Raw genomic sequence first — 21,358 nt, 5'->3', positions numbered from 1 at the left:
ATGGGTAACCTTCGCGTAGAAGTCGTCACGTTGTTCCCGGAGATGTTCTCGGCCATCACGGAGTACGGCATTACCAGCCGCGCGGTGAAACAGGGGTTGCTTCAGGTGACCTGCTGGAATCCGCGGGACTACACCACGGATCGTCACCATACGGTGGATGATCGGCCTTTTGGCGGTGGTCCGGGCATGGTGATGAAAATCAAGCCTCTGGAAGACGCCCTGGCCAGTGCCAGGCAAGCGACCGGAGCAGCGGCGAAGGTGATCTACCTCTCGCCACAAGGCCGCAAGCTGACTCAGCAGGCGGTCAAAGGTCTGGCCGAACAGGAATCGTTGATCCTGATCGCGGGCCGTTACGAAGGCATCGACGAGCGCTTTATCGAGGCTCATGTCGATGAGGAGTGGTCGATTGGCGACTATGTGCTTTCCGGTGGCGAGCTGCCGGCCATGGTGTTGATCGATGCGGTTACACGGCTGCTGCCCGGAGCTTTAGGGCATGTGGACTCGGCGGAGGAAGACTCCTTCACCGACGGTCTGCTCGATTGCCCGCACTACACCCGACCTGAGGTGTATGCGGATCAGCGTGTACCCGACGTGTTGCTCAGTGGCAACCATGCACACATCCGGCGTTGGAGAATGAAGCAGTCCCTTGGTAGGACCTTCGAACGACGCGCCGATCTTCTGGAAAGTCGCTCGCTTTCTGGAGAAGAGAAGAAGCTGCTCGAGGAATACCTCCGCGAGCGGGACGATAGTTAAACGTATCGATGGTGGATCGCGTATCCATCTTAGGAGCACAGCATGACCAACAAGATCATCCAGCAGCTCGAAGCCGAGCAGATGAGCAAGGAAATCCCAGCCTTCGCACCCGGCGACACCATTGTCGTCCAGGTCAAAGTGAAGGAAGGTGAGCGTTCCCGTCTGCAGGCGTTCGAAGGCGTCGTCATCGCCAAGCGTAACCGCGGTCTGAACAGCGCCTTCACCGTGCGCAAGATCTCCAGCGGCGTTGGCGTCGAGCGTACCTTCCAGACCTACAGCCCGCAGATCGACAGCCTGGCCGTGAAACGTCGTGGTGACGTGCGTAAAGCCAAGCTGTACTACCTGCGCGACCTGTCCGGCAAAGCCGCTCGCATCAAGGAAAAACTGTCCTGAGTGCAGTTTGACCGGTGGCCTCGGCCACCTTGCGAGAGAAAGAGCAGCCTTCGGGCTGCTTTTTTGCGTTCTGCGTCCGTGAGAAGAGGCGTCGCCAGGCCGTTGCAGACAAGCGTTGTCCCGTGTGGAAGACTAGGCGCACTTTTTCGCCACAGACCCGTTAAATGCCTGCTCTGGACCATCCGCTGATCGACCAGTTCCTCGATGCCCTCTGGCTGGAAAAGGGGCTGTCGGACAATACCCGTGTTTCCTATCGCAGCGATCTGGCCCTGTTCAACGGTTGGCTGCAGGAGCAGGGCCTGGCCTTGCCCGAGGCGGGCCGCGCCGCCATCCTCGATCACCTTGCCTGGCGTCTGGACCAGGGTTACAAGCCACGCTCCACCGCCCGCTTTCTGTCCGGAGTGCGGGGTTTCTATCGCTATCTGCTGCGCGAGAAGCTGATTGCCCTCGATCCCACCTTGCAGGTGGACATGCCGCAACTGGGCCGCCCGTTGCCCAAGTCGCTGTCGGAAGCGGATGTCGAGGCCCTGCTCAAGGCGCCGGATCTGGGTGAGGCCATCGGCCAGCGTGATCGCGCCATGCTCGAGGTGCTGTATGCCTGCGGCCTTCGGGTGACTGAGTTGGTCAGCCTGACCCTGGACCAGGTCAACCTGAGGCAAGGCGTCTTGCGGGTGATGGGCAAGGGCAGCAAGGAGCGCCTGGTGCCGATGGGCGAGGAAGCGGTGCTGTGGATCGAGCGCTACCTGCGCGGTGGCCGCGCCGATCTGCTCAACGGTCGTCCCAGCGACGTGCTGTTTCCCAGCCTGCGCGGGGAGGAAATGACCCGGCAGACCTTCTGGCACCGTATCAAGCACCATGCGCGCGTGGCCGGGATCGACAAGCCGTTGTCGCCGCACACTTTGCGCCATGCCTTCGCCACGCATTTGCTCAACCACGGCGCCGACCTGCGCGTAGTGCAAATGCTGCTGGGCCACAGCGACCTGTCCACCACGCAGATCTACACCTATGTGGCCAAGGCGCGCTTGCAGCAGTTGCACGCCCAGCACCACCCGCGTGGATGAATGATCCTCATGTTCCGCTCGGTGGCTTTCCAGACACTGATTTCGTCCCCGCCTGATGTGGTAGTCTTGGGCGGTTTGCATCAGGGACCGCTCTAGTCGCCGCGCTTTTCCCGCAGGCGATGTCCTCCGGTCCCCGTCCGTCTTCAGGAGTACCCCATGCGCGTGACCCAGATTTTTGCCGCCGCCGCTCTGGCGTTGGCCAGTACCTTTGCCGCCGCCGCGGCCACCGAGGCCAGTGCCGGTGCCAACGCAGGCGCCGAGCAGGCCATTCGCAACACGCTCAAGACCCTTGAACTGGAAGTGCCGATCGAGAGCGTCTCCAACAGCCCGGTCGGTGGTCTGTACGAAGTCAAGCTGCAAGGCGGTCGTGTGCTCTACGCCAGCGGTGACGGCCAGTACGTCATGCAGGGTTACCTGTATCAACTGCAGGACGGCAAGCCGGTCAATCTCACCGAGAAGACCGAGCGCCAAGGCATCGCCAAGCTGATCAACGGCATTCCCAAGGCTGAAATGGTCGTTTACCCGGCCAAGGGCGAAACCCGCTCGCACATCACCGTATTCACCGATACCACGTGCCCGTACTGCCACAAGCTGCATGCTGAAGTACCGGAGCTGAACAAGCGCGGTATCGAGGTGCGGTACGTGGCCTTCCCGCGCCAAGGCCTGGGCTCGCCGGGTGACGAGCAGTTGCAGGCCGTCTGGTGCTCCAGCGATCGCGTCGCGGCGATGGACAAGATGGTCGATGGCAAGGAAATCAAGGCGGCCAAATGCGCCAACCCGGTCAGCAAACAGTTCCACCTCGGCCAGTCGATCGGCGTCAACGGTACGCCAGCGATCGTGCTCGAAAGCGGTCAGGTGATTCCGGGCTACCAGCCGGCACCGCAAGTGGCCAAGCTGGCGTTGGCCGGCCAGGCGCAAGCGGCCAAGTAATTCATTCAGTACGCCGTCGTCATGGGGTGACGGCATGTTTCACGGTCGGCATTGTGCCGGTCGTTCTATGGGGAGTTCACAGTGAAACCGGTCAAAGTAGGCATCTGTGGGTTGGGGACCGTCGGTGGCGGTACCTTCAATGTGCTTCAGCGCAACGCCGAGGAGATCGCCCGCCGTGCCGGGCGCGGCATTGAGGTGGCCCAGATCGCCATGCGCTCGCAGAACCCGAACTGCCAGATTACCGGTACCCCCATTACCGCTGATGTGTTCGACGTTGCGACCAACCCCGAGATCGACATCGTCATCGAACTGATCGGTGGCTATACCATTGCCCGCGATCTGGTGCTCAAGGCCATCGAAAACGGCAAGCATGTGGTCACGGCCAACAAGGCGCTGATTGCCGTCCACGGCAACGAGATCTTCGCCAAAGCCCGCGAAAAGGGCGTGATCGTCGCCTTCGAAGCCGCAGTCGCTGGTGGCATTCCGGTGATCAAGGCCATTCGCGAGGGGCTGTCGGCCAACCGTATCAATTGGCTGGCCGGCATCATCAACGGCACCGGCAACTTCATCCTCACCGAAATGCGCGAGAAGGGCCGTGCCTTCCCTGATGTGCTGGCCGAGGCCCAGGCGCTGGGCTATGCCGAGGCCGATCCGACCTTCGATGTCGAGGGTATCGATGCTGCGCACAAACTGACCATCCTGGCGTCCATCGCCTTTGGCATTCCGCTGCAGTTCGACAAGGCCTATACCGAAGGCATAACCCGTCTGACCACGGCCGACGTCAACTATGCCGAGGCCCTGGGCTATCGCATCAAGCATCTGGGCGTGGCGCGCCGTACCGTCGATGGCATCGAGCTGCGCGTCCATCCGACCCTGATTCCCAGCGATCGACTGATCGCCAACGTCAACGGCGTGATGAACGCGGTGATGGTCAACGGCGATGCCGCCGGCTCGACCTTGTACTACGGCGCCGGTGCCGGCATGGAGCCGACCGCCTCTTCGGTGGTCGCCGACCTGGTCGATGTGGTGCGCGCCATGACCGCCGACCCGGAGAACCGCGTCCCGCACCTGGCGTTCCAGCCCGACTCGCTGTCGGCGCATCCGATCCTGCCGATCGAGGCCTGCGAAAGCGCCTACTACCTGCGCATCCAGGCCAAGGATCACCCGGGCGTGTTGGCCCAGGTGGCGAGCATCCTTTCCGAGCGTGGCATCAACATAGAGTCGATCATGCAGAAGGAAGCCGAGGAGCAGGATGGCCTGGTGCCAATGATCCTGCTCACTCACCGGGTCATCGAACAGCGCATCGACGACGCCATCGTCGCCTTGGAAGCGCTGCAGGACGTGGTCGGCAGCGTGGTACGCATCCGCGTCGAACAGCTCAATTAAGTGGTAAGCCTCACGCTGCGAGCTGCCAGTAAAAGCGGCGCGGTGTTGAGGCTTTCGATAGAGTCAATTCGCGGCAAAGGTGAGAAGCACGGCGCGAGAGCAACGCCAATCGGCTTTTTCTCGTGGCTTGACGCTTACAGCTTGCAGCTCAAATGAAAGGTTTGCACCCATGCGCTATATCAGTACTCGGGGCCAAGCTCCGGCGTTGAATTTCGAAGATGTTCTGCTGGCGGGCCTCGCCAGCGACGGCGGCCTGTACGTACCGGAAAACCTGCCGCGCTTCACCCAGGAAGAGATCGCCTCCTGGGCCGGCCTGCCGTATCACGAGTTGGCGTTCCGCGTGATGCGCCCCTTCGTGGCGGGCAGCATCGCCGATGCCGATTTCAAGAAGATTCTCGAGGAAACCTACGGCGTCTTCGCCCACGCTGCGGTGGCGCCGCTGCGCCAGCTCGATGGCAATGAGTGGGTCATGGAGCTGTTCCACGGCCCGACCCTGGCGTTCAAGGATTTCGCCCTGCAATTGCTGGGTCGTCTGCTCGACCACGTCTTGCTCAAGCGTGGCGAGCGTGTGGTGATCGTCGGCGCCACCAGCGGCGACACCGGCTCGGCTGCCATCGAAGGCTGCCGCCGCTGCGACAATATCGATATCTTCATCCTGCACCCGCACCAGCGTGTGTCGGAAGTACAGCGCCGCCAGATGACCACCATCCTGGGCGACAACATCCACAACATCGCCATCGAGGGCAACTTCGACGACTGCCAGGAGATGGTCAAGGCGAGTTTCGCCGACCAGTCCTTCCTCAAAGGCACCCGGCTGGTGGCGGTCAATTCGATCAACTGGGCGCGGATCATGGCTCAGATCGTCTACTACTTCCATGCGGCGCTGCAGTTGGGTGGCCCGGCCCGTTCCGTGGCGTTCTCGGTGCCGACCGGCAACTTCGGCGACATCTTCGCCGGTTACCTGGCGCGCAACATGGGCCTGCCGATCAGCCAGTTGGTCGTGGCGACCAACCGCAATGACATCCTGCACCGCTTCATGAGCGGCAATCAGTACGTCAAGGACGCCCTGCACCCGACTCTGTCGCCGTCGATGGACATCATGGTCTCGTCGAACTTCGAGCGCCTGCTGTTCGACCTGCACGGTCGCAATGGCGCGGCGATTGCCGAGTTGATGGCCAACTTCAAACAAGGCGGCGGTTTCAGCGTCGAGCAGGACCGCTGGACCGAGGCGCGCAAGCTGTTCGACTCACTGGCGGTGAGCGACGAGCAGACGTGCGACACCATTGCCGAGGTGTTCAAGGCCACCGGCGAGGTGCTCGATCCGCACACGGCAATCGGTGTCAAGGCTGCTCGCGAGTGCCGCCGTAGCCTGGATACGCCGATGGTGGTGCTGGGCACTGCACACCCGGTGAAATTCCCCGAGGCGGTCGAGCAGGCGGGCGTCGGCAAGGCGCTGGAATTGCCGGTGCACCTGAGCGACCTGTTCAGCCGTGAGGAGCGTTGCACGGTGCTGGCCAACGATCTGAAAGCGGTCCAGGCGTTCGTCAGCCAGCACGGTAATCGCGGCAAGCCGCTGTAAGGCGTTCTGGTCGCGAGGCCAAGCGGGGCAAGTCGGTCATCCGGCTTGCCCCGTTTTCGTTCGAGCGAAGGGTTTCTACGAAGATTCATCCTGCACTATCAGTTTCTTCCTATAGGAGTTTCTGTATCGCCTTTCTAGAGTGGGCGCCCTGTCCACCAGGGCCAGCAGCCCTCAGGAGCGGCTCATGCAGCGCCTCGATCTTCTCGTCGTCCAGTCCCGTCCCTCTCACCAGATCACCCTCCACCAAGCCTGCAACGCGCTGGGCGTGTTCAAGGTGCGGGTGGTCAACGACCTGCACAACGCCAAGGCGAGTCTGGCCCAAGCGCCGGATGCGGTGCTCATCGATCATGGCATGCCCACCCTGGCCGTGCAGGCGCTATTGAAAAGCATCGTGCGTCAAGGGCAAGTGCGTGCGGTGCTGTTCATCGGCGCGCCACCGGCGGGGGCACCGAACCTGTCCGTGGAAGCCTGGCGCAGAGGGTTATGGGTGGTCGCCAACCTTTCCTGGCCGCTCTCGATGCCGGCCTTGCACGCTGCGCTGTTGCGCTTGCGTCCGGCGATCGGTGGGTTGCAGACGCGGGATATCGAAACTGTCACCTCCAGCCTCCATGCTCGATGACGCGGCGACCGTCAAGCGAACTTTCCGCTTCGCTTGGCGGTCAGTTTCGTTAGGTTACCGACAAAGCGAGTACGCCGGATGGAAAGAATCTGCACCCTGCTCAATGATGCCCTGTCCCCTATCAGGTCCAGCTCGATGACGTGGACGCCAGAGGCTACCGCCAGTTGAGCGTCGTCGATATGCGCGGCACATCCGTGCTGCGGCGCTCGGTCAGCCTGTTGCAGTTGCAGGATCAGCGGCTGCTGGTGGATCTGGTGGACGGTCTGCACCGCGACCTGCAGATCGTCGAGGGCCGCTTGCAGCCGTGCGTGATCGCGGCGCTGCGGCAGCCTGTGCAAACTCAGGGAACCTTCGCGTAGGCGCCCCGTCACATTTCTTGACCCTGTGGTGATACTGCTTTGCTCCGGTGGTATCGACCCAGGGCGCAAGGCCTGCAAGGCCTTTGCTTGACCCCGTTGGCTGTGCGACAGCCTGCGGGGTTTCTTTTTAGCGATTTAGCGATCAGCGCTGAGGGGGGCGTTCGGTGGCTGCTCTGCTTGCAACAGCCGCTGCGCCTGTTTCAGGTAGTGTTCGCGCAGTTCGGGATCCAGCCATCGGGCATAGCGCTCAAGCAGCTCCGCTGAGCGTAGATGGGGAAGAAGTCGGTCGATCTTGGCGATGGCCTCTCGACCTGCCGGGGTGTCGGAGCAACCGACGTGGACCAGTTGATAGCGTTTGGCGCCCTTGATCGAGAGAAACGCATACGCGTCCAACGCGTTGCCTTGCTGTTGAAGCAGATAGCGTGCTTCAGGCCAGTAACCCAATACCACGTGCAACCGGCCCAACTGCTGCATCTGCAATAGATTGGCGGTGGCATCGTTGCTGTAGTGCCGACTCAACGCCGAGTCAGGCAACTGGCTGAGGATCTTATCGGTTTCTTGCCCGTAACTGCGGCCGGCGACGACGCCCAGTTTCAGACCCGGCGTGCCGAGCAATTGCGTGAGGTCCACGGAGGTCTGGCCTGCGGACAGGTTCAGTGCTGCCAGGTCCTGTCTGCGTACGATCACGCCACTGCTCACGATCGGTAGCAAAGGCTGGGAAAATTTCGCGAAGCTGGCCCGCTCCGGCGTCCACAGCAGCGTCGGATCACAGGTGAGGGTAGGGTCCTGCAGCATCTGGATGCCACGCGGGCGGTTGACGCGCACGATGCTGTGTTGGTACTCCGGCAACTGCTCGATCAACTGGGGTAGCAGGCTGTCGATCACACCCTGACCTTTTTCCGTGCCTTCGTAAATGGTGAACGGCGGCAGGTCACGTACCAGCCAAGTCAGGCGCTCACCCGCCTTCGCGGGTTGCAGCGCCAGTAGCGGCAGGATGCACAGCAGCAGGCGCTGCGCGGCCCTTTGAAGTTGAATCAGATGGCCCCCTGTTCGCGCAGTCGGGCAATGTCGGCCTCGCTGTAGCCCAGGCGGGTCAGCAATGTGACGGTGTGCTCGCCAAGGGCCGGCCCCACCCATTCGGTAGAGCCGGGCGTGTCCGAAAGCTTGGGAACGATGCCCGGCATCTTGAACGGTTTGCCGTCTGGCAGCCGAGCCTGGATGAACATTTCCCGAGCGAGAAACTGTGGGTCGTGGAACATGTCTTCGGCTGAATAGATGCGACTGGCGGGCACACCGGCGTCGTTCAGCACCTGCATCACCTGATCGAGCGGCAAACCGTTGACCCAACGGTCGATCACGCCATACAACTCGTCGCGGCGCAGGTCGCGACCGTCATTGCTGGAAAGAGTGGGGTCGTCGGCAAGATCGTTGCGGCCGATGGCCTGCATGAAGCGCTTGAAGATCGCATCGCCATTGGCGCCGATCTGCACATGGCGGCCGTCGGCACTGGTGTGGATACACGACGGGGTAATGCCCGGCATGATGTTGCCGGTGCGTTCGCGGATGAAACCGAACACGTCGAATTCCGGCACCATGCTTTCCATCATGGCGAAGATCGCTTCGTACAAGGCCACGTCCACCACCTGTCCCTGGCCACCGTTGACCTCCCGATGACGCAAGGCCATCAGCGCACCGATCACGCCCCATAAGGCGGCGATCGAGTCGCCGATGGAGATGCCCGTACGCACCGGTGGCCGGTCGTCGAAGCCGGTGATGTAGCGCAGGCCGCCCATGGACTCGCCGACCGCACCGAAGCCGGGCTGGTCCTTCATCGGCCCGCTCTGGCCGAAACCGGAAAGGCGGACCATCACCAGCCGCGGGTTGAGGGCGTGCAGCACGTCCCAGCCCAGGCCGAGCTTTTCCAGCACGCCGGGGCGGAAGTTCTCGATCAGGATGTCGGCCTCGGCCAGCAGTCGCTTGAGCACCTCGCGACCCTCCGGGTCTTTGAGATTCAGGGTGAGCGACTGTTTGTTGCGCGCCTGCACGAACCACCACAACGACGTGCCCTCGTAGAGCTTGCGCCACTTGCGCAGCGGATCGCCGCCGTCCGGCGATTCGACCTTGATCACCTCGGCACCGAACTCGGCGCAGATGCGCGAGGCGAAGGGTCCGGCGATCAGGGTACCGAGCTCGATCACCTTGAGGCCGGCGAGGGGTTTGGCAGGACTGGACATGGTGGATCCGTGACGGCTGAAAAGAGGGCTTGGTTTTATCACAGCTGGCTCGATGCAGGTAATGGCTCGCGACAGCGGTTGCGTGCCTGTGCGCAATGACGGACGACACGAGCCCCTCTGCGCACGTGGATCGGGTAAACTCTCCGACTTTCTTCGAAGAAGCCTCTGCCCCATGGCCCAGCCGTCCACCACCTACAAGTTCGAACTCAATCTCACCGACCTCGACCGTGGCGTGTACGAAAACGTACGCCGGACCATCGCCCGTCATCCGTCCGAGACCGAGGAGCGCATGGCTGTCCGCTTGCTGGCCTACGCGCTCTGGTACAACGAACAGTTGGCCTTCGGGCGCGGTCTGTCGGACGTCGATGAGGCTGCGGTGTGGGAGAAGAGCCTGGATGATCGGATCCTGCATTGGATCGAAGTGGGCCAGCCCGATGCCGATCGCCTGACCTGGTGCTCGCGTCGCACCGAGCGCACCAGTCTGCTGGCCTACGGCAGCCTGCGGGTGTGGGAGGGCAAGGTGGTGCCGGCGGTCAAGGGCCTGAAGAACCTGAGCATCGCAGCGGTGCCGCAAGAGGTGCTGGATGTGCTGGCCACCGACATGCCGCGCACCATCAAGTGGGACGTGATGATCAGCGAAGGCACGCTCTTCGTGACCGACGACCGGGGTCAGCACGAAGTCCAACTGCAGTGGCTGCTCGGCGAGCGCGGCTGACCTGATTCGACCTGACTGAAGAGCCCCATGCGCATCGAGCCCCGCCCCTGCCTGCAACCCTGCCATTTCTCGGCCAACTGCCGCCCCTGCTGACCCGTCTGTACGCCGCCCGTGGTGTGCAGAGTGAACTGGAGTTGGACAAGAGCCTGGCGCGCTTGCTGCCCTATCAGCAGCTCAAGGGCATCGACGCTGCCGTGGACCTGCTGGTGGAGGCCCTGGACCGGCGCCAGCGCATCCTCATCGTCGGCGACTTCGACGCTGATGGCGCTACAGCCAGCACCGTCGGCGTGCTCGGCCTGCGTCTGCTCGGTGCAGCCCAGGTCGATTACCTGGTGCCTAATCGCTTCGAGTACGGTTACGGCCTGACGCCGGAAATCGTCGAGGTGGCGCTGCAGCGCGAGCCGCACCTGCTGGTGACGGTGGACAACGGGATCTCCAGCGTCGAAGGCGTCGCTGCGGCGAAGGCGGCCGGGCTCAAGGTGCTGGTCACCGACCACCACTTGCCGGGCGAGCAGTTGCCGCAGGCCGATGCCATCGTCAACCCGAACCAGCCCGGTTGCACCTTCCCCAGCAAATCGCTGGCCGGGGTGGGGGTGATCTTCTACGTGCTCATGGCGCTGCGCGCGCGCTTGCGCAGCCTGGGCCGCTACGAGACCCAGGCGCAACCGAACATCGGGGAGTTGCTCGATCTGGTGGCCCTGGGCAGCGTCGCCGATGTGGTGCCGCTGGATGCCAACAACCGCATCCTGGTTCATCAGGGGCTCGAGCGCATCCGTGCGGGCCGTGCCCGGCCAGGCCTGAAGGCCATCCTTGAGGTCGCGCGGCGCGATCATCGGCGCATCACCTCAACCGACCTGGGCTTCATTCTCGGGCCTCGGCTCAATGCAGCAGGGCGTCTGGACGACATGAGCCTGGGCATCGAATGCCTGCTCTGCGAAGACCCCGCCACGGCGTTGGACATGGCAGCGCAACTGGATGGGCTCAACCAGGACCGCAAGTCCATCGAACAAGGCATGCAGCGCGAAGCGTTGGCCCAGCTCAAGGACCTGCCGCTCGACGCCATGCCCTATGGGCTGTGCCTGTTCGACGCCGAATGGCATCAGGGCGTGATCGGCATCCTCGCTTCGCGCTTGAAGGAGCGCTATCACCGTCCGACCATCGCCTTCGCCGACGCCGGCGAAGGCATGCTCAAGGGCTCGGCGCGCTCGGTACCGGGGTTTCACATTCGCGATGCCCTGGATGCGGTGGCGGCGCGCCACCCCCAGTTGATCAGCAAGTTCGGCGGGCATGCCATGGCGGCAGGCTTGTCGCTGCCGGCTGAGCACTTCCCGGTATTCGCCGAGGCGTTCGACCAGGAGGTGCGACGCCAATTGGATGAGGACGATCTGACCGGTCGGTTGCTGTCCGACGGCAGCCTGGCGGTCGAGGAATTCCACCTCGACCTTGCCCGTGCCCTGCGTAATGCCGGCCCCTGGGGGCAGCATTTTCCCGAGCCGTTGTTCCACGGCGTGTTCGAGTTGGTGGAGCAACGGGTGGTCGGCGAGCGCCATCTGAAAGTGGTGCTCAAGAGCGAGTGCGGTTCGCTGCGTCTTGACGGCATCGCTTTCAGCGTCGATCGCGAGGTATGGCCCAACCCGACGGTGCGCTGGGTGGAGCTGGCCTACAAACTGGATGTGAACGAGTTTCGCGGCAACGAAAGTGTGCAGTTGATGATTGCGCATATGGAGCCGCGCTGAGGGCTCGGCGCATTCGCTCGGGATGGCGGCGCCAGGCCGCGACCGATGACCGTGCAGGTGCCATGGCCTGAATTTTCGGGAACCGATCCCCAGGGTAATCTGGTCTAGTCTCAAGGAACGCCGGTAACGGTCCAGGATCGCACCACAGCGCCTGGGTCGGACCGTCATTGCAGACCTTCGGAGGCCCTCCCATGAGCATGCTGCTTGAGCCCTACACCCTGCGTCAGCTGACGTTGCCCAATCGCATCGCCGTTTCACCGATGTGCCAGTACTCGAGCGTCGATGGCCTGGCCAACGACTGGCACCTGGTCCACCTGGGCAGTCGCGCTGTCGGCGGCGCTGGCCTGGTGATAACAGAAGCCGTCGCTGTGACCGCCGACGGGCGCATCACCGCAGAAGACCTTGGGTTGTGGAACGACGAACAGATCGCCCCGCTGCAACGCATCACCCGTTTCATCACGGCCCAGGGCGCGGTTCCGGGTATCCAGTTGGCCCACGCCGGGCGCAAGGCCAGTACCCATCGGCCCTGGCTCGGCAAGCACGGCAGCGTCGCGCCGCAGGAGGGTGGATGGCAGCCGGTGGGGCCGTCGAAGATCGCCTTCGACCCCCAGCACACCGCACCGCGCGAACTGAGCCACGATGACATCCAGGAGGTCGTCGAGGCGTTCGTGGAGGCCGCGCGGCGCGCCCTGACCGCGGGCTTCAAAGTGGTGGAATTGCACGCCGCCCACGGCTACCTGCTGCATCAATTCCTCTCGCCATTGAGCAATCAGCGCTGTGACGACTATGGCAGTTCCTTCGACAACCGCATCCGTCTGACCTTGCAGGTGACCGAAGCGGTACGCGAGGTCTGGCCCAAGGAACTGCCGCTGTTCGTACGGGTGTCGGCCACCGATTGGGTCGAGGATGGCTGGAACCCTGACGAGACGGTGGAGCTGGCGCGCCGGCTGCGGTCGCTAGGCGTGGACCTGATCGATGTGTCCTCTGGCGGTACCTCGGTCAACGCCGAGATTCCCACCGGGCCCGGTTATCAGACGCGCTTCGCCGAACGGGTGCGCAAGGAGTCGGAAATCGCCACCGGCACCGTCGGCATGATCACCGAACCGGCCCAGGCCGAGCACATCCTGCGCACCGGTCAGGCCGACCTGATCTTCCTGGCCCGCGAGCTGCTGCGCGACCCTTACTGGCCGCTGCATGCCGACGATGACTTGGGTGGCAACAAGGCGACCTGGCCTGCCCAGTACCAGCGCGCCACTCATCGCGCCAACCCGATTCACGAGTCGGATTTGCGCGATTAAGCCTGGATTCAGACTGCGGTCGTAATCTGGCGCTTTCCTGTCCTTGAGGGTTCGCCAGATGAATACCCGTGGTCTGCTCGATCAATTGCTCAAATCCGGTCAATCGCTGCTGCAGAATTCGTCGGGCAAGCCCGGTACCGGCAAGGTGGCGGGGCTCGGCGATCTGCTCGGCGGCAAGGCCGGCGGCCTGGGAGGCCTGGTTTCCGGCGCCGGTGGCGGCGCCTTGGCGGCCGGCGCCATGGGCCTGCTGATGGGCAACAAGAAGGTGCGCAAGGTCGGTGGCAAGGTGCTGACCTACGGTGGCCTCGCCGCACTGGGCGTGCTGGCCTACAAGGCCTACGGCAACTGGCAGGCGCGCCAGGGGCAGGGCGACGCTGGCGAGCCGCAGACGCTCGACCGACTGCCGCCAGCCCAGGCCGAGCAGCACAGCCAAGCCGTACTCAAGGCCCTGGTGGCCGCCGCCAAGTCCGATGGCCATATCGATGCGCGTGAGCGTGAGCTGATCGAGGGCGAGTTCACGCGCCTGGACAGCGACCCAGAGCTGCAGCGCTGGTTGCAGGGCGAACTGAACAAGCCGCTCGATCCGGCAGAAGTGGCGCGTGCGGCGCAAACGCCGGAGATGGCCGCCGAGATGTACCTGGCCAGCGTGATGATGGTCGATCAGGAGCACTTCATGGAACGTGCTTACCTCGACGAATTGGCTCGCCAACTGCGCCTGGAACCCGCACTACGCGAGGAACTTGAACTGCAGGTCAGGCAGGCATCGACACCCTGAGATGGCTTTGAGCTATCCATCGGGCATGGAAGCCCGATAAGCCTTCAATTCTCCCGATAAAGCGTCAGGCGCCTGGGCTATACTTCGACGATTTTCCCGCTCGTGAAGCTTTCCTGAGGGCTGATTGTGAAGAACTGGACCTTGCGCCAACGGATCCTGGCAAGCTTTGCCGTGATCATCGCCATCATGCTGTTGATGATCGTGGCCGCCTACTCGCGTTTGGTGACCATCGAGTCCAGCGAGCAAGCGGTGGGGACCGACAGCATTCCCGGCATCTACTACAGTTCGATGATCCGCAGCGCCTGGGTCGACAGCTACGTCGCGACCCAGCAGTTGGTCGGCCTGTCCGAGCACCGCGAGCTGAGCTCGGCTGATGCCGAGCTGTTCAAGGGCTTCCACGACCGGCTCAAAGAACAGATGGCCAACTACCAGCGCACAATCCAGGATGCCCAGGATCAAGCCGCCTTCGACACCTTCGTGGGGCTTGAACAAGCGTACGAGAAGGCCATCGATCAGGTGCTGGGTGCCTATCGAGCAGGGAACTATGCCGAAGCCGAGCGCCTGATCATCAACGTGCTCACGCCGGCCTGGACCGCTGGCCGCAAGCACCTGAACACGGTCATCGACCGCAACACCGAAGCAGCCAACGCCGCTACGCGGGACATCGTCGATGCGGTGGCCACGGCCAAGGTGAGCATGGTGGTGTCGCTGATCCTGGCGATTCTCGCCGCCGGCATCTGCGGTCTGTTGCTGATGCGGGTCATCAGCGCGCCCATGCGCAGCATCGTGCAGGCCCTGGACAAACTCAGTTCGGGCGACCTCAGCGTGCGCCTGAGCATGGCGCGCAAGGATGAGTTCGGCGCCATCGAGACCGGCTTCAACGACATGGCCGAGGCATTGGCCAACCTGGTCGCCCAGGCCCAGCGCTCGTCGGTCCAGGTTACGACTTCGGTCACCGAGATTGCTGCTACCTCCAAGCAGCAACAGGCCACCGCCACCGAAACCGCGGCCACCACCACTGAAATCGGCGCGACCTCGCGCGAGATCGCCGCGACCTCTCGCGACCTGGTGCGCACCATGACCGAGGTCACCAGCGCCGCCGATCAGGCCTCCAGCCTGGCCGGCTCCGGTCAGCAAGGTCTGGCGCGCATGGAGGAAACCATGCACCAGGTGATGGGCGCGGCCGACCTGGTCAACGCCAAGCTGGGCATCCTCAACGAGAAGGCCGGCAACATCAATCAGGTGGTGGTGACCATCGTCAAGGTGGCCGACCAGACCAACCTGCTGTCGCTCAACGCCGCCATCGAAGCCGAGAAGGCCGGTGAGTATGGCCGCGGCTTCGCCGTGGTGGCCACTGAGGTGCGTCGTCTGGCCGATCAGACCGCGGTGGCCACTTACGACATCGAGCAGATGGTGCGCGAGATCCAGTCTGCGGTGTCGGCTGGGGTCATGGGCATGGACAAGTTCTCCGAAGAAGTGCGCCGCGGCATGTTCGAGGTGCAGCAGGTCGGCGAGCAGCTCACCCAGATCATCCATCAAGTGCAGGCCCTGGCGCCGCGCGTGCTGATGGTCAACGAAGGCATGCAGGCGCAAGCCACCGGTGCCGAGCAGATCAACCAGGCGCTGGCTCAGTTGAGCGATGCCAGCACGCAAACGGTCGAGTCGCTGCGTCAGGCCAGCTTCGCCATCGACGAATTGAGTCAGGTGGCAACCGGACTGCGCGGCGGCGTCTCGCGCTTCAAAGTCTGACGACGATGGCCGAGCCGCAATCGCACGAGCAGCGCCAGACCGCGAACAAGGGCGTGTTGTACCTGCAGTTCTGCATTGGCCAGCAGCGCTTCGCCCTGGACGTGCGCGAGGTGATCGAGGTGCTGCCGCTGCGCCCGCTCAAGCCCATCGCCCAGGCACCGCATTGGGTGGCCGGAATTCTTGGTCATCGCGGTACGCTGGTGCCGGTCATCGACCTGTCGGCGCTGAGCTTCGGCACACCTGCGCCGCGCCGCACCAGCACGCGTCTGGTGTTGGTGCACTATCAGGGCGATCCCCTGCGCGCGCCGCTCCGCCTGGGCCTGGTGCTGGAACAGGCCACCCACACCCTGCGCTGCCAACCCGATGAGTTCCTGCCGTATGGCGTGGATAACCGCGAAGCACGCTACCTCGGCCCGGTACGACAGGACGAACATGGCCTGCTGCAGCGCATTCAGGTCAATGATTTGCTCGACGAGGATGTGCGCCGGCTGCTGTTCCCCGAAGTCTCTGAAGCGGAGGCTGAATGAGCGAGCAGCGCTTTTTCCGCTTCCTCCAGGAGCGCATCGGGCTGGACGTGGAGTCGGTGGGCGCCTCGATGGTGGAGCGCGCCTTGCGCCAACGCTGTGCGGCGTCGGCGGCCGGCGACCTCGACCACTATTGGCTGTGCCTGCAGCAATCGACCGTCGAGCAGCAGGCGCTGATCGAGGCGGTGATCGTGCCGGAGACCTGGTTTTTCCGATACCCCGAGTCGTTCACCGCGCTGGCCACCTTGGCCCGTAAGCGCCTGGCCGAACTGGCCGGTGCCCGGCCCTTGCGCCTGCTCAGCCTGCCGTGCTCGACCGGCGAAGAGCCCTATTCGATTTCCATGGCGTTGCTCGACGCGGGCTTTGCGCCCTGTGCTTTCCGCGTCGACGCCATGGACATCAGCCCCAGCTCCATCGCGCGCGCCGAACTGGCGGTGTATGGACGCAATTCGTTTCGCGGCAGCGATCTGGCCTTCCGTGACCGGCACTTCGAAGGCGTCAACGACAGCTACCAGTTGTCCGAGCGGGTCCGCCGGCAGGTCAGCCTGGAAGCGGCCAACGTGCTCGACCCGGGGTTGCGCGCGCGCAGTGGACTCTATGACATCGTGTTCTGCCGCAACCTGCTGATCTATTTCGACATCCCGACTCAGCAGCGCGTGTTCGAGGTATTGAAGCGGTTGCTGCACGACGACGGCGTATTGTTCATCGGTCCGGCCGAGGGCAGCCTGCTGGCACGCCTGGGCATGCGCCCGGTCGGTATCGCGCAGTCGTTCGCCTATGTACGCCAGGATCCCGCCAGCGTCACTGCGCCGCCCAGTCCCGCACCGGTCGTGCGTGTGGCGGCGACGCCCGCACCGCCACCGCGAGCGACTGCCTGGGCGCCGAATGCGCTGCAGGCTACCCGCACTCCGCCAGCGCCGATCAGGCCGCTGCCAGAACCGGCGGCGAGCGAGAGTGAGCCCGAACTGCTGGCGAGCATTGCGCGCTTGGCCAACAGCGGTGCCAGCGATCAGGCCCGCGCCAGTTGCGAGCGTTACTTGCGCCAGTTCGCGCCCAAGGCCCAGGTGTATTACTGGCTGGGCTTGCTCAGCGATACCCAGGGCGACGCCGGCGAGGCGCTCAAGCATTACCGCAAGGCACTGTATCTGGAGCCGCAGCATGCCGAGGCACTGATGCACCTGGCCGCGTTGTTGGCCTCCCAGGGCGACAGTGCCGGCGCACGGCGCCTGCAGGCGCGTGCGGCTAAGGCGGACCGGGAGTCTGAACGATGAGTGAGCAACAGGGCCTACCACTGATCGCCCGGGCCGACGACGATATCGATGACTGCTGGAACCGCATCGGTGTTCACGGCGACAAGCAATGCCCGTTGCTTGAACGGCATATCCACTGTCGCAACTGCGAAATGCACGCCGCTGCGGCCACCCGACTGCTGGACCGCTACGCGCTGCAACAGGACGAGCAGGTCGAGGCCGTCAGCGTCGAGCCGAGGGCTGCGGGACGCTCCATGCTGCTGTTCCGGCTGGGCGAGGAGTGGCTGGCGTTGGCCACAGCCTGCCTGGCGGAGATCGAACCGCTGCTGCCGGTACATTCGCTGCCGCACCAACGCTCGCGAGTCCTGCAGGGGTGGCCAACGTGCGCGGTGCGCTGGTGCCGTGCCTGTCCTTCGCCGACCTGCTGGGCGTGGCTGCAGTCTCAGGCGCTGAGCGCCCGGGCCGAATCATGCCGCGCATGCTGATCCTTGCCGCCGAGGGCGGGCCGGTGGTGTTGCCGGTGGACGAGGTCGACGGCATCCATCGCCTGGACCTCGCGCAGGCGCAGGACGAGCGCGACGCCGCGACCTTCACCCTGGCGGTACTGCAGTGGCGTGCCCGCAGCGTACGCGTGCTGGATGAGCGCCAACTTCTGTCTGCCGTGAAGCGGAGCCTGTCATGACCCCGGAGCAAATGCGCGACGCTTCGCTGCTCGAGCTGTTCAGCCTGGAGGCCGAGGCCCAGACGCAGGTGCTCAGTGCCGGCCTGCTGGCATTGGAGCGCAATCCGGCCCAGGCCGATCAGCTCGAGGCCTGCATGCGTGCCGCGCACTCGCTCAAGGGCGCCGCGCGAATCGTCGGGATCGATGCGGGCGTCAGCGTGGCCCATGTCATGGAAGACTGTCTGGTGGCCGCTCAGGAACAGCGACTGCTGCTGCGCCCGGAGCACATCGACGCCTTGTTGCAGGGCACCGATCTGCTCATGCGAATCGCCACCCCAGGCGATCTGCAAGGTGAGGCAGCGGTGCCGGCGTTCCTGCTGCAGATGGCGGCGCTGCTCGATCCCACCGCGCCCATCGTGCCGCGCCCGAGCCTGCCCGCCGAGCCTGCGCCCGCCCCGCCCCCAGCGTACCCGCCGGCATTGTCGGTGGCCTCGGTCGAGCGCGAACCCGAATCCGAAGCGGCGACGGTTACCAAGACCAGCAGGCGAGGCGGTGAGGGCGGCGAGCGGGTATTGCGGGTCACCGCCGATCGCTTGAACAGCTTGCTTGACCTGTCGAGCAAATCCCTGGTGGAAACCCAACGTCTGAAGCCTTACCTGGCCACCCTGCAGCGCCTCAAGCGCATGCATGGCCAGGGCATGCGTGCGCTGGACGGGCTCAGGGGCCAGCTCGAGGGCAGCGCTCAGAACGTCGAGGTGCTCGAGGCCTTGGCCCAGACCCAGCGCCTGCTGGCCGAAACCCAGCAGATCCTCCAGCAGCAGGCCGCCGACCTCGACGAGTTCGGCTGGCAGGCCAGTCAACGCGCTCAATTGCTGTATGACACGGCGCTGGCGTGCCGCATGCGGCCGTTCGCCGATGTACTCACCGGGCAGAGCCGCATGGTCCGCGACCTCGGTCGGTCGCTCGGCAAGCAGGTGCAGTTGCTGATCGAGGGCGACAAGACGCAGGTCGACCGTGATGTGCTGGAGCGCCTGGATGCACCGCTCACCCATTTGCTGCGCAACGCCGTCGACCACGGCATCGAGTCGCCGGAACAGCGCTTGCTGGCGGGCAAGCCGGCCGACGGCACCTTGCGCTTGCGCGCGTCCCATCAGGCCGGCTTGTTGATCCTGGAGCTGACCGACGATGGCGCCGGTATCGACCTGGAGCGCCTGCGCCGCAGCATCGTCGAGCGCGCCTTGTCGCCGGCCGAAACCGTCGCACAGATGAGCGAAGCAGAACTGCTCACCTTCCTGTTCCTGCCGGGTTTCAGCCTGCGCGAGCAGGTCACCGAGGTGTCAGGACGCGGGGTGGGCCTGGATGCTGTGCAGCACATGGTTCGCGAATTACGCGGCTCGATCGAGTTGACCCAGTCGCCAGGCCACGGCTGTTGCTTCCACATGGAAGTACCGCTGACCCTGTCGGTGGTGCGCAGCCTGGTGGTCGAGGTCGGAAGCGAAGCCTACGCCTTCCCGCTGGCGCACATCGAGCGCACCCTCGACGTGCCCGCGCAGTCCATCGTGCAGATCGAGGGGCGCCAGCACTTTTGGCACGAAGACCGCCATATCGGCCTGGTCGCCGCCAGCCAGTTGCTCAATCGTCCGCCCGCGCAGGGTGATGCGGACAGTCTGCGCGTAGTGGTCATCCGAGAGCGCGAGCAGCTCTATGGGGTGGCGGTCGAGCGCCTGATCGGCGAGCGGGTGCTGGTGGTGATGCCGCTGGATCCGCGCCTAGGCAAGGTGCAGGACATTTCTTCCGGGGCGTTGCTCGACGACGGCTCGGTGGTGCTGATCATCGATGTCGAAGACTTGCTGCGCTCGGTGGACAAGCTGCTCAGCACCGGTCGCCTGGAGCGCATCGAGCGCAGCGCGGGCGCTGGTCGAGGCGTACCGCGCAAGCGCGTGCTGGTGGTCGACGATTCGCTCACCGTGCGCGAATTGCAGCGCAAGCTGCTCAGCACGCGCGGCTACGAGGTGGCCGTGGCGGTCGATGGCATGGATGGCTGGAACGCGCTTCGGGGCGAGGATTTCGACCTGTTGATCACCGACATCGACATGCCGCGCATGGATGGCATCGAACTGGTGACTTTGGTTCGCCGCGACAATCGATTGCAGTCATTACCGGTGATGGTGGTGTCATACAAAGACCGGGAAGAAGACCGACGACGTGGTCTGGACGCCGGTGCCGACTATTATCTGGCCAAGGCCAGCTTCCATGACGATGCGTTGCTGGACGCCGTGGTGGAGCTGATCGGAGGGGCACAAGGATGAAAATCGCCATCGTCAATGACATGCCCATGGCCGTGGAAGCCCTGCGTCGTGCGCTGGCCTTCGAGCCTGCCCATGAAGTGGTGTGGGTCGCGGGTAACGGTGAGGAGGCCGTGCGCAAGTGCGCCGAGCTCACGCCCGACCTGATCCTCATGGACCTGATCATGCCGGTGATGGACGGCGTCGAGGCGACGCGACGCATCATGGCCGAGACGCCCTGCGCGATCGTCATCGTCACGGTGGATCGCAAGCAGAACGTGCACCGCGTGTTCGAGGCCATGGGCCACGGCGCGCTCGATGTGGTCGATACGCCGGCGCTGGGCGCGGGCGATGCCCGTGAGGCTGCCGCGCCGTTGCTGCGCAAGATCCTCAATATCGGCTGGCTGATCGGTCAGCAACGCTCCAGTGCGGCACGTTCGCTGGATGCATCGGCGCGTACGCCGGCGTCGCGCTGTGCGTTGGTGGCCATCGGCTCCTCAGCCGGTGGTCCGGCGGCTCTGGAAGTGCTGCTCAAGGCGTTGCCGCGGGATTTTCCCGCCGCCATCGTGCTGGTCCAGCATGTCGATCAGGTGTTCGCCGCCGGGATGGCCGAGTGGCTCAGCGGGGTGTCCGGGCTGCCGGTGCGCCTGGCGCGCGAGGGCGAGCCGCCGCAGCCGGGCCAGGTGCTGCTGGCCGGCACCAACCACCATATCCGGCTGTTGCAGAACGGCCAATTGGCGTACACCGCCGAGCCGGTCAACGAAATCTATCGACCCTCGATCGACGTGTTCTTCGAAAGTGTGGCGCGCTTCTGGCGCAGCGAGGCGGTGGGGTTGCTGCTCACCGGCATGGGCCGTGACGGCGCCCAGGGTTTGAAGCTGATGCGCGAGCAGGGCTTTCTGACCATTGCCCAGGACCAGCAGAGCAGTGCGGTATATGGCATGCCCAAAGCGGCCGCAGCGATCCAGGCGGCCGTCGAGATTCGGCCGCTGGAACGGATTGCCGGGCGACTAGTGGAAATCTTTCCGAAATGACGACATGTGTTGAGTCA

Annotated in this window: 17 protein-coding genes and 3 pseudogenes; 18 read left to right on the top strand and 2 right to left on the bottom strand. The window is 64.2% G+C overall.

What is annotated here, in order from left to right:
• From trmD to GKC70_RS18815, 8 genes and pseudogenes are all read left to right on the top strand, one after another.
• Complete coding sequence (trmD, locus tag GKC70_RS18850; protein WP_029613347.1) at positions 1 to 753, top strand: tRNA (guanosine(37)-N1)-methyltransferase TrmD; 753 nt, start codon at positions 1 to 3, stop codon at positions 751 to 753.
• A gap of 42 nt (positions 754 to 795) precedes the next feature.
• Entirely contained in the window at positions 796 to 1,146 is a 351-nt protein-coding gene (gene rplS, locus GKC70_RS18845; protein WP_029613346.1) for a 50S ribosomal protein L19, read from the top strand.
• A 164-nt stretch (positions 1,147 to 1,310) separates the two neighbouring features.
• On the top strand, positions 1,311 to 2,207 hold the full coding sequence (xerD, locus tag GKC70_RS18840; protein ID WP_342649558.1) for a site-specific tyrosine recombinase XerD: 897 nt from the start codon (positions 1,311 to 1,313) through the stop codon (positions 2,205 to 2,207).
• Between the two features lie 156 nt (positions 2,208 to 2,363).
• Positions 2,364 to 3,137 (top strand): DsbC family protein, encoded by a 774-nt coding sequence (locus tag GKC70_RS18835; RefSeq protein ID WP_304483907.1) that lies wholly within the window; start codon positions 2,364 to 2,366, stop codon positions 3,135 to 3,137.
• Positions 3,138 to 3,218: 81 nt separating this feature from the next.
• Positions 3,219 to 4,523 carry a homoserine dehydrogenase gene (locus GKC70_RS18830; RefSeq protein ID WP_317871273.1) on the top strand — a complete coding sequence of 435 codons (1,305 nt, stop codon included), beginning with the start codon at positions 3,219 to 3,221 and terminating at the stop codon, positions 4,521 to 4,523.
• A 169-nt stretch (positions 4,524 to 4,692) separates the two neighbouring features.
• Positions 4,693 to 6,102 (top strand): threonine synthase, encoded by a 1,410-nt coding sequence (gene thrC, locus GKC70_RS18825; RefSeq protein ID WP_342649557.1) that lies wholly within the window; start codon positions 4,693 to 4,695, stop codon positions 6,100 to 6,102.
• Between the two features lie 184 nt (positions 6,103 to 6,286).
• Positions 6,287 to 6,721, top strand: coding sequence for a hypothetical protein (locus GKC70_RS18820; RefSeq protein WP_029613343.1), 435 nt, complete (start codon positions 6,287 to 6,289; stop codon positions 6,719 to 6,721).
• Between the two features lie 78 nt (positions 6,722 to 6,799).
• Positions 6,800 to 7,080: pseudogene (locus GKC70_RS18815) on the top strand (DUF3509 domain-containing protein).
• 135 nt (positions 7,081 to 7,215) lie between these two features.
• On the opposite strand, the gene GKC70_RS18810 reads toward GKC70_RS18815, so the two are convergent.
• Together GKC70_RS18810 and GKC70_RS18805 are read right to left on the bottom strand one after the other, a co-directional pair.
• Entirely contained in the window at positions 7,216 to 8,115 is a 900-nt protein-coding gene (locus GKC70_RS18810; RefSeq protein WP_342651551.1) for a TIGR02285 family protein, read from the bottom strand.
• Positions 8,115 to 9,314, bottom strand: a complete 1,200-nt coding sequence (locus tag GKC70_RS18805) for a CaiB/BaiF CoA-transferase family protein (protein WP_342649556.1) — start codon at positions 9,312 to 9,314, stop codon at positions 8,115 to 8,117. The genes GKC70_RS18810 and GKC70_RS18805 overlap by 1 nt, the downstream gene beginning before the upstream one ends.
• A 172-nt stretch (positions 9,315 to 9,486) precedes the next feature.
• Here GKC70_RS18805 and GKC70_RS18800 point away from each other — a divergent pair, with 172 nt between their 5' ends.
• The 10 genes and pseudogenes from GKC70_RS18800 to GKC70_RS18755 all read left to right on the top strand — a co-directional run bounded on the left by GKC70_RS18800 (position 9,487) and on the right by GKC70_RS18755 (position 21,341).
• Positions 9,487 to 10,029, top strand: a complete 543-nt coding sequence (locus GKC70_RS18800; RefSeq protein ID WP_039575775.1) for a YaeQ family protein — start codon at positions 9,487 to 9,489, stop codon at positions 10,027 to 10,029.
• Between the two features lie 27 nt (positions 10,030 to 10,056).
• Positions 10,057 to 11,765: pseudogene (gene recJ / locus GKC70_RS18795) on the top strand (single-stranded-DNA-specific exonuclease RecJ).
• Positions 11,766 to 11,956: 191 nt separating this feature from the next.
• Positions 11,957 to 13,063, top strand: coding sequence for an NADH:flavin oxidoreductase/NADH oxidase (locus GKC70_RS18790; RefSeq protein WP_342649555.1), 1,107 nt, complete (start codon positions 11,957 to 11,959; stop codon positions 13,061 to 13,063).
• A gap of 58 nt (positions 13,064 to 13,121) precedes the next feature.
• Complete coding sequence (locus GKC70_RS18785) at positions 13,122 to 13,838, top strand: tellurite resistance TerB family protein (protein ID WP_342649554.1); 717 nt, start codon at positions 13,122 to 13,124, stop codon at positions 13,836 to 13,838.
• A gap of 126 nt (positions 13,839 to 13,964) precedes the next feature.
• Positions 13,965 to 15,587 carry a methyl-accepting chemotaxis protein gene (locus GKC70_RS18780; protein ID WP_342649553.1) on the top strand — a complete coding sequence of 541 codons (1,623 nt, stop codon included), beginning with the start codon at positions 13,965 to 13,967 and terminating at the stop codon, positions 15,585 to 15,587.
• A 5-nt stretch (positions 15,588 to 15,592) separates the two neighbouring features.
• Entirely contained in the window at positions 15,593 to 16,114 is a 522-nt protein-coding gene (locus GKC70_RS18775) for a chemotaxis protein CheW (protein ID WP_342649552.1), read from the top strand.
• Positions 16,111 to 17,382, top strand: a complete 1,272-nt coding sequence (locus tag GKC70_RS18770; protein ID WP_342649551.1) for a CheR family methyltransferase — start codon at positions 16,111 to 16,113, stop codon at positions 17,380 to 17,382. The genes GKC70_RS18775 and GKC70_RS18770 overlap by 4 nt, the downstream gene beginning before the upstream one ends.
• Positions 17,379 to 18,043: pseudogene (locus tag GKC70_RS18765) on the top strand (chemotaxis protein CheW). Before GKC70_RS18770 ends, GKC70_RS18765 begins: the two are co-directional and overlap by 4 nt.
• Positions 18,040 to 20,331 carry a hybrid sensor histidine kinase/response regulator gene (locus tag GKC70_RS18760; protein WP_342649550.1) on the top strand — a complete coding sequence of 764 codons (2,292 nt, stop codon included), beginning with the start codon at positions 18,040 to 18,042 and terminating at the stop codon, positions 20,329 to 20,331. Before GKC70_RS18765 ends, GKC70_RS18760 begins: the two are co-directional and overlap by 4 nt.
• Entirely contained in the window at positions 20,328 to 21,341 is a 1,014-nt protein-coding gene (locus GKC70_RS18755) for a chemotaxis response regulator protein-glutamate methylesterase (protein ID WP_342649549.1), read from the top strand. The genes GKC70_RS18760 and GKC70_RS18755 overlap by 4 nt, the downstream gene beginning before the upstream one ends.
• Positions 21,342 to 21,358: the final 17 nt, after the last annotated feature.

The sequence above is a fragment of the Pseudomonas sp. REB1044 genome (assembly GCF_038813925.1).
In the GTDB taxonomy this organism is placed as follows: Bacteria; Pseudomonadota; Gammaproteobacteria; order Pseudomonadales; family Pseudomonadaceae; genus Aquipseudomonas; species Aquipseudomonas boreofloridensis.
The sequence above is the reverse complement of the archived record's forward strand: the minus strand, read 5'-3'. Positions and strand labels throughout refer to the sequence as shown.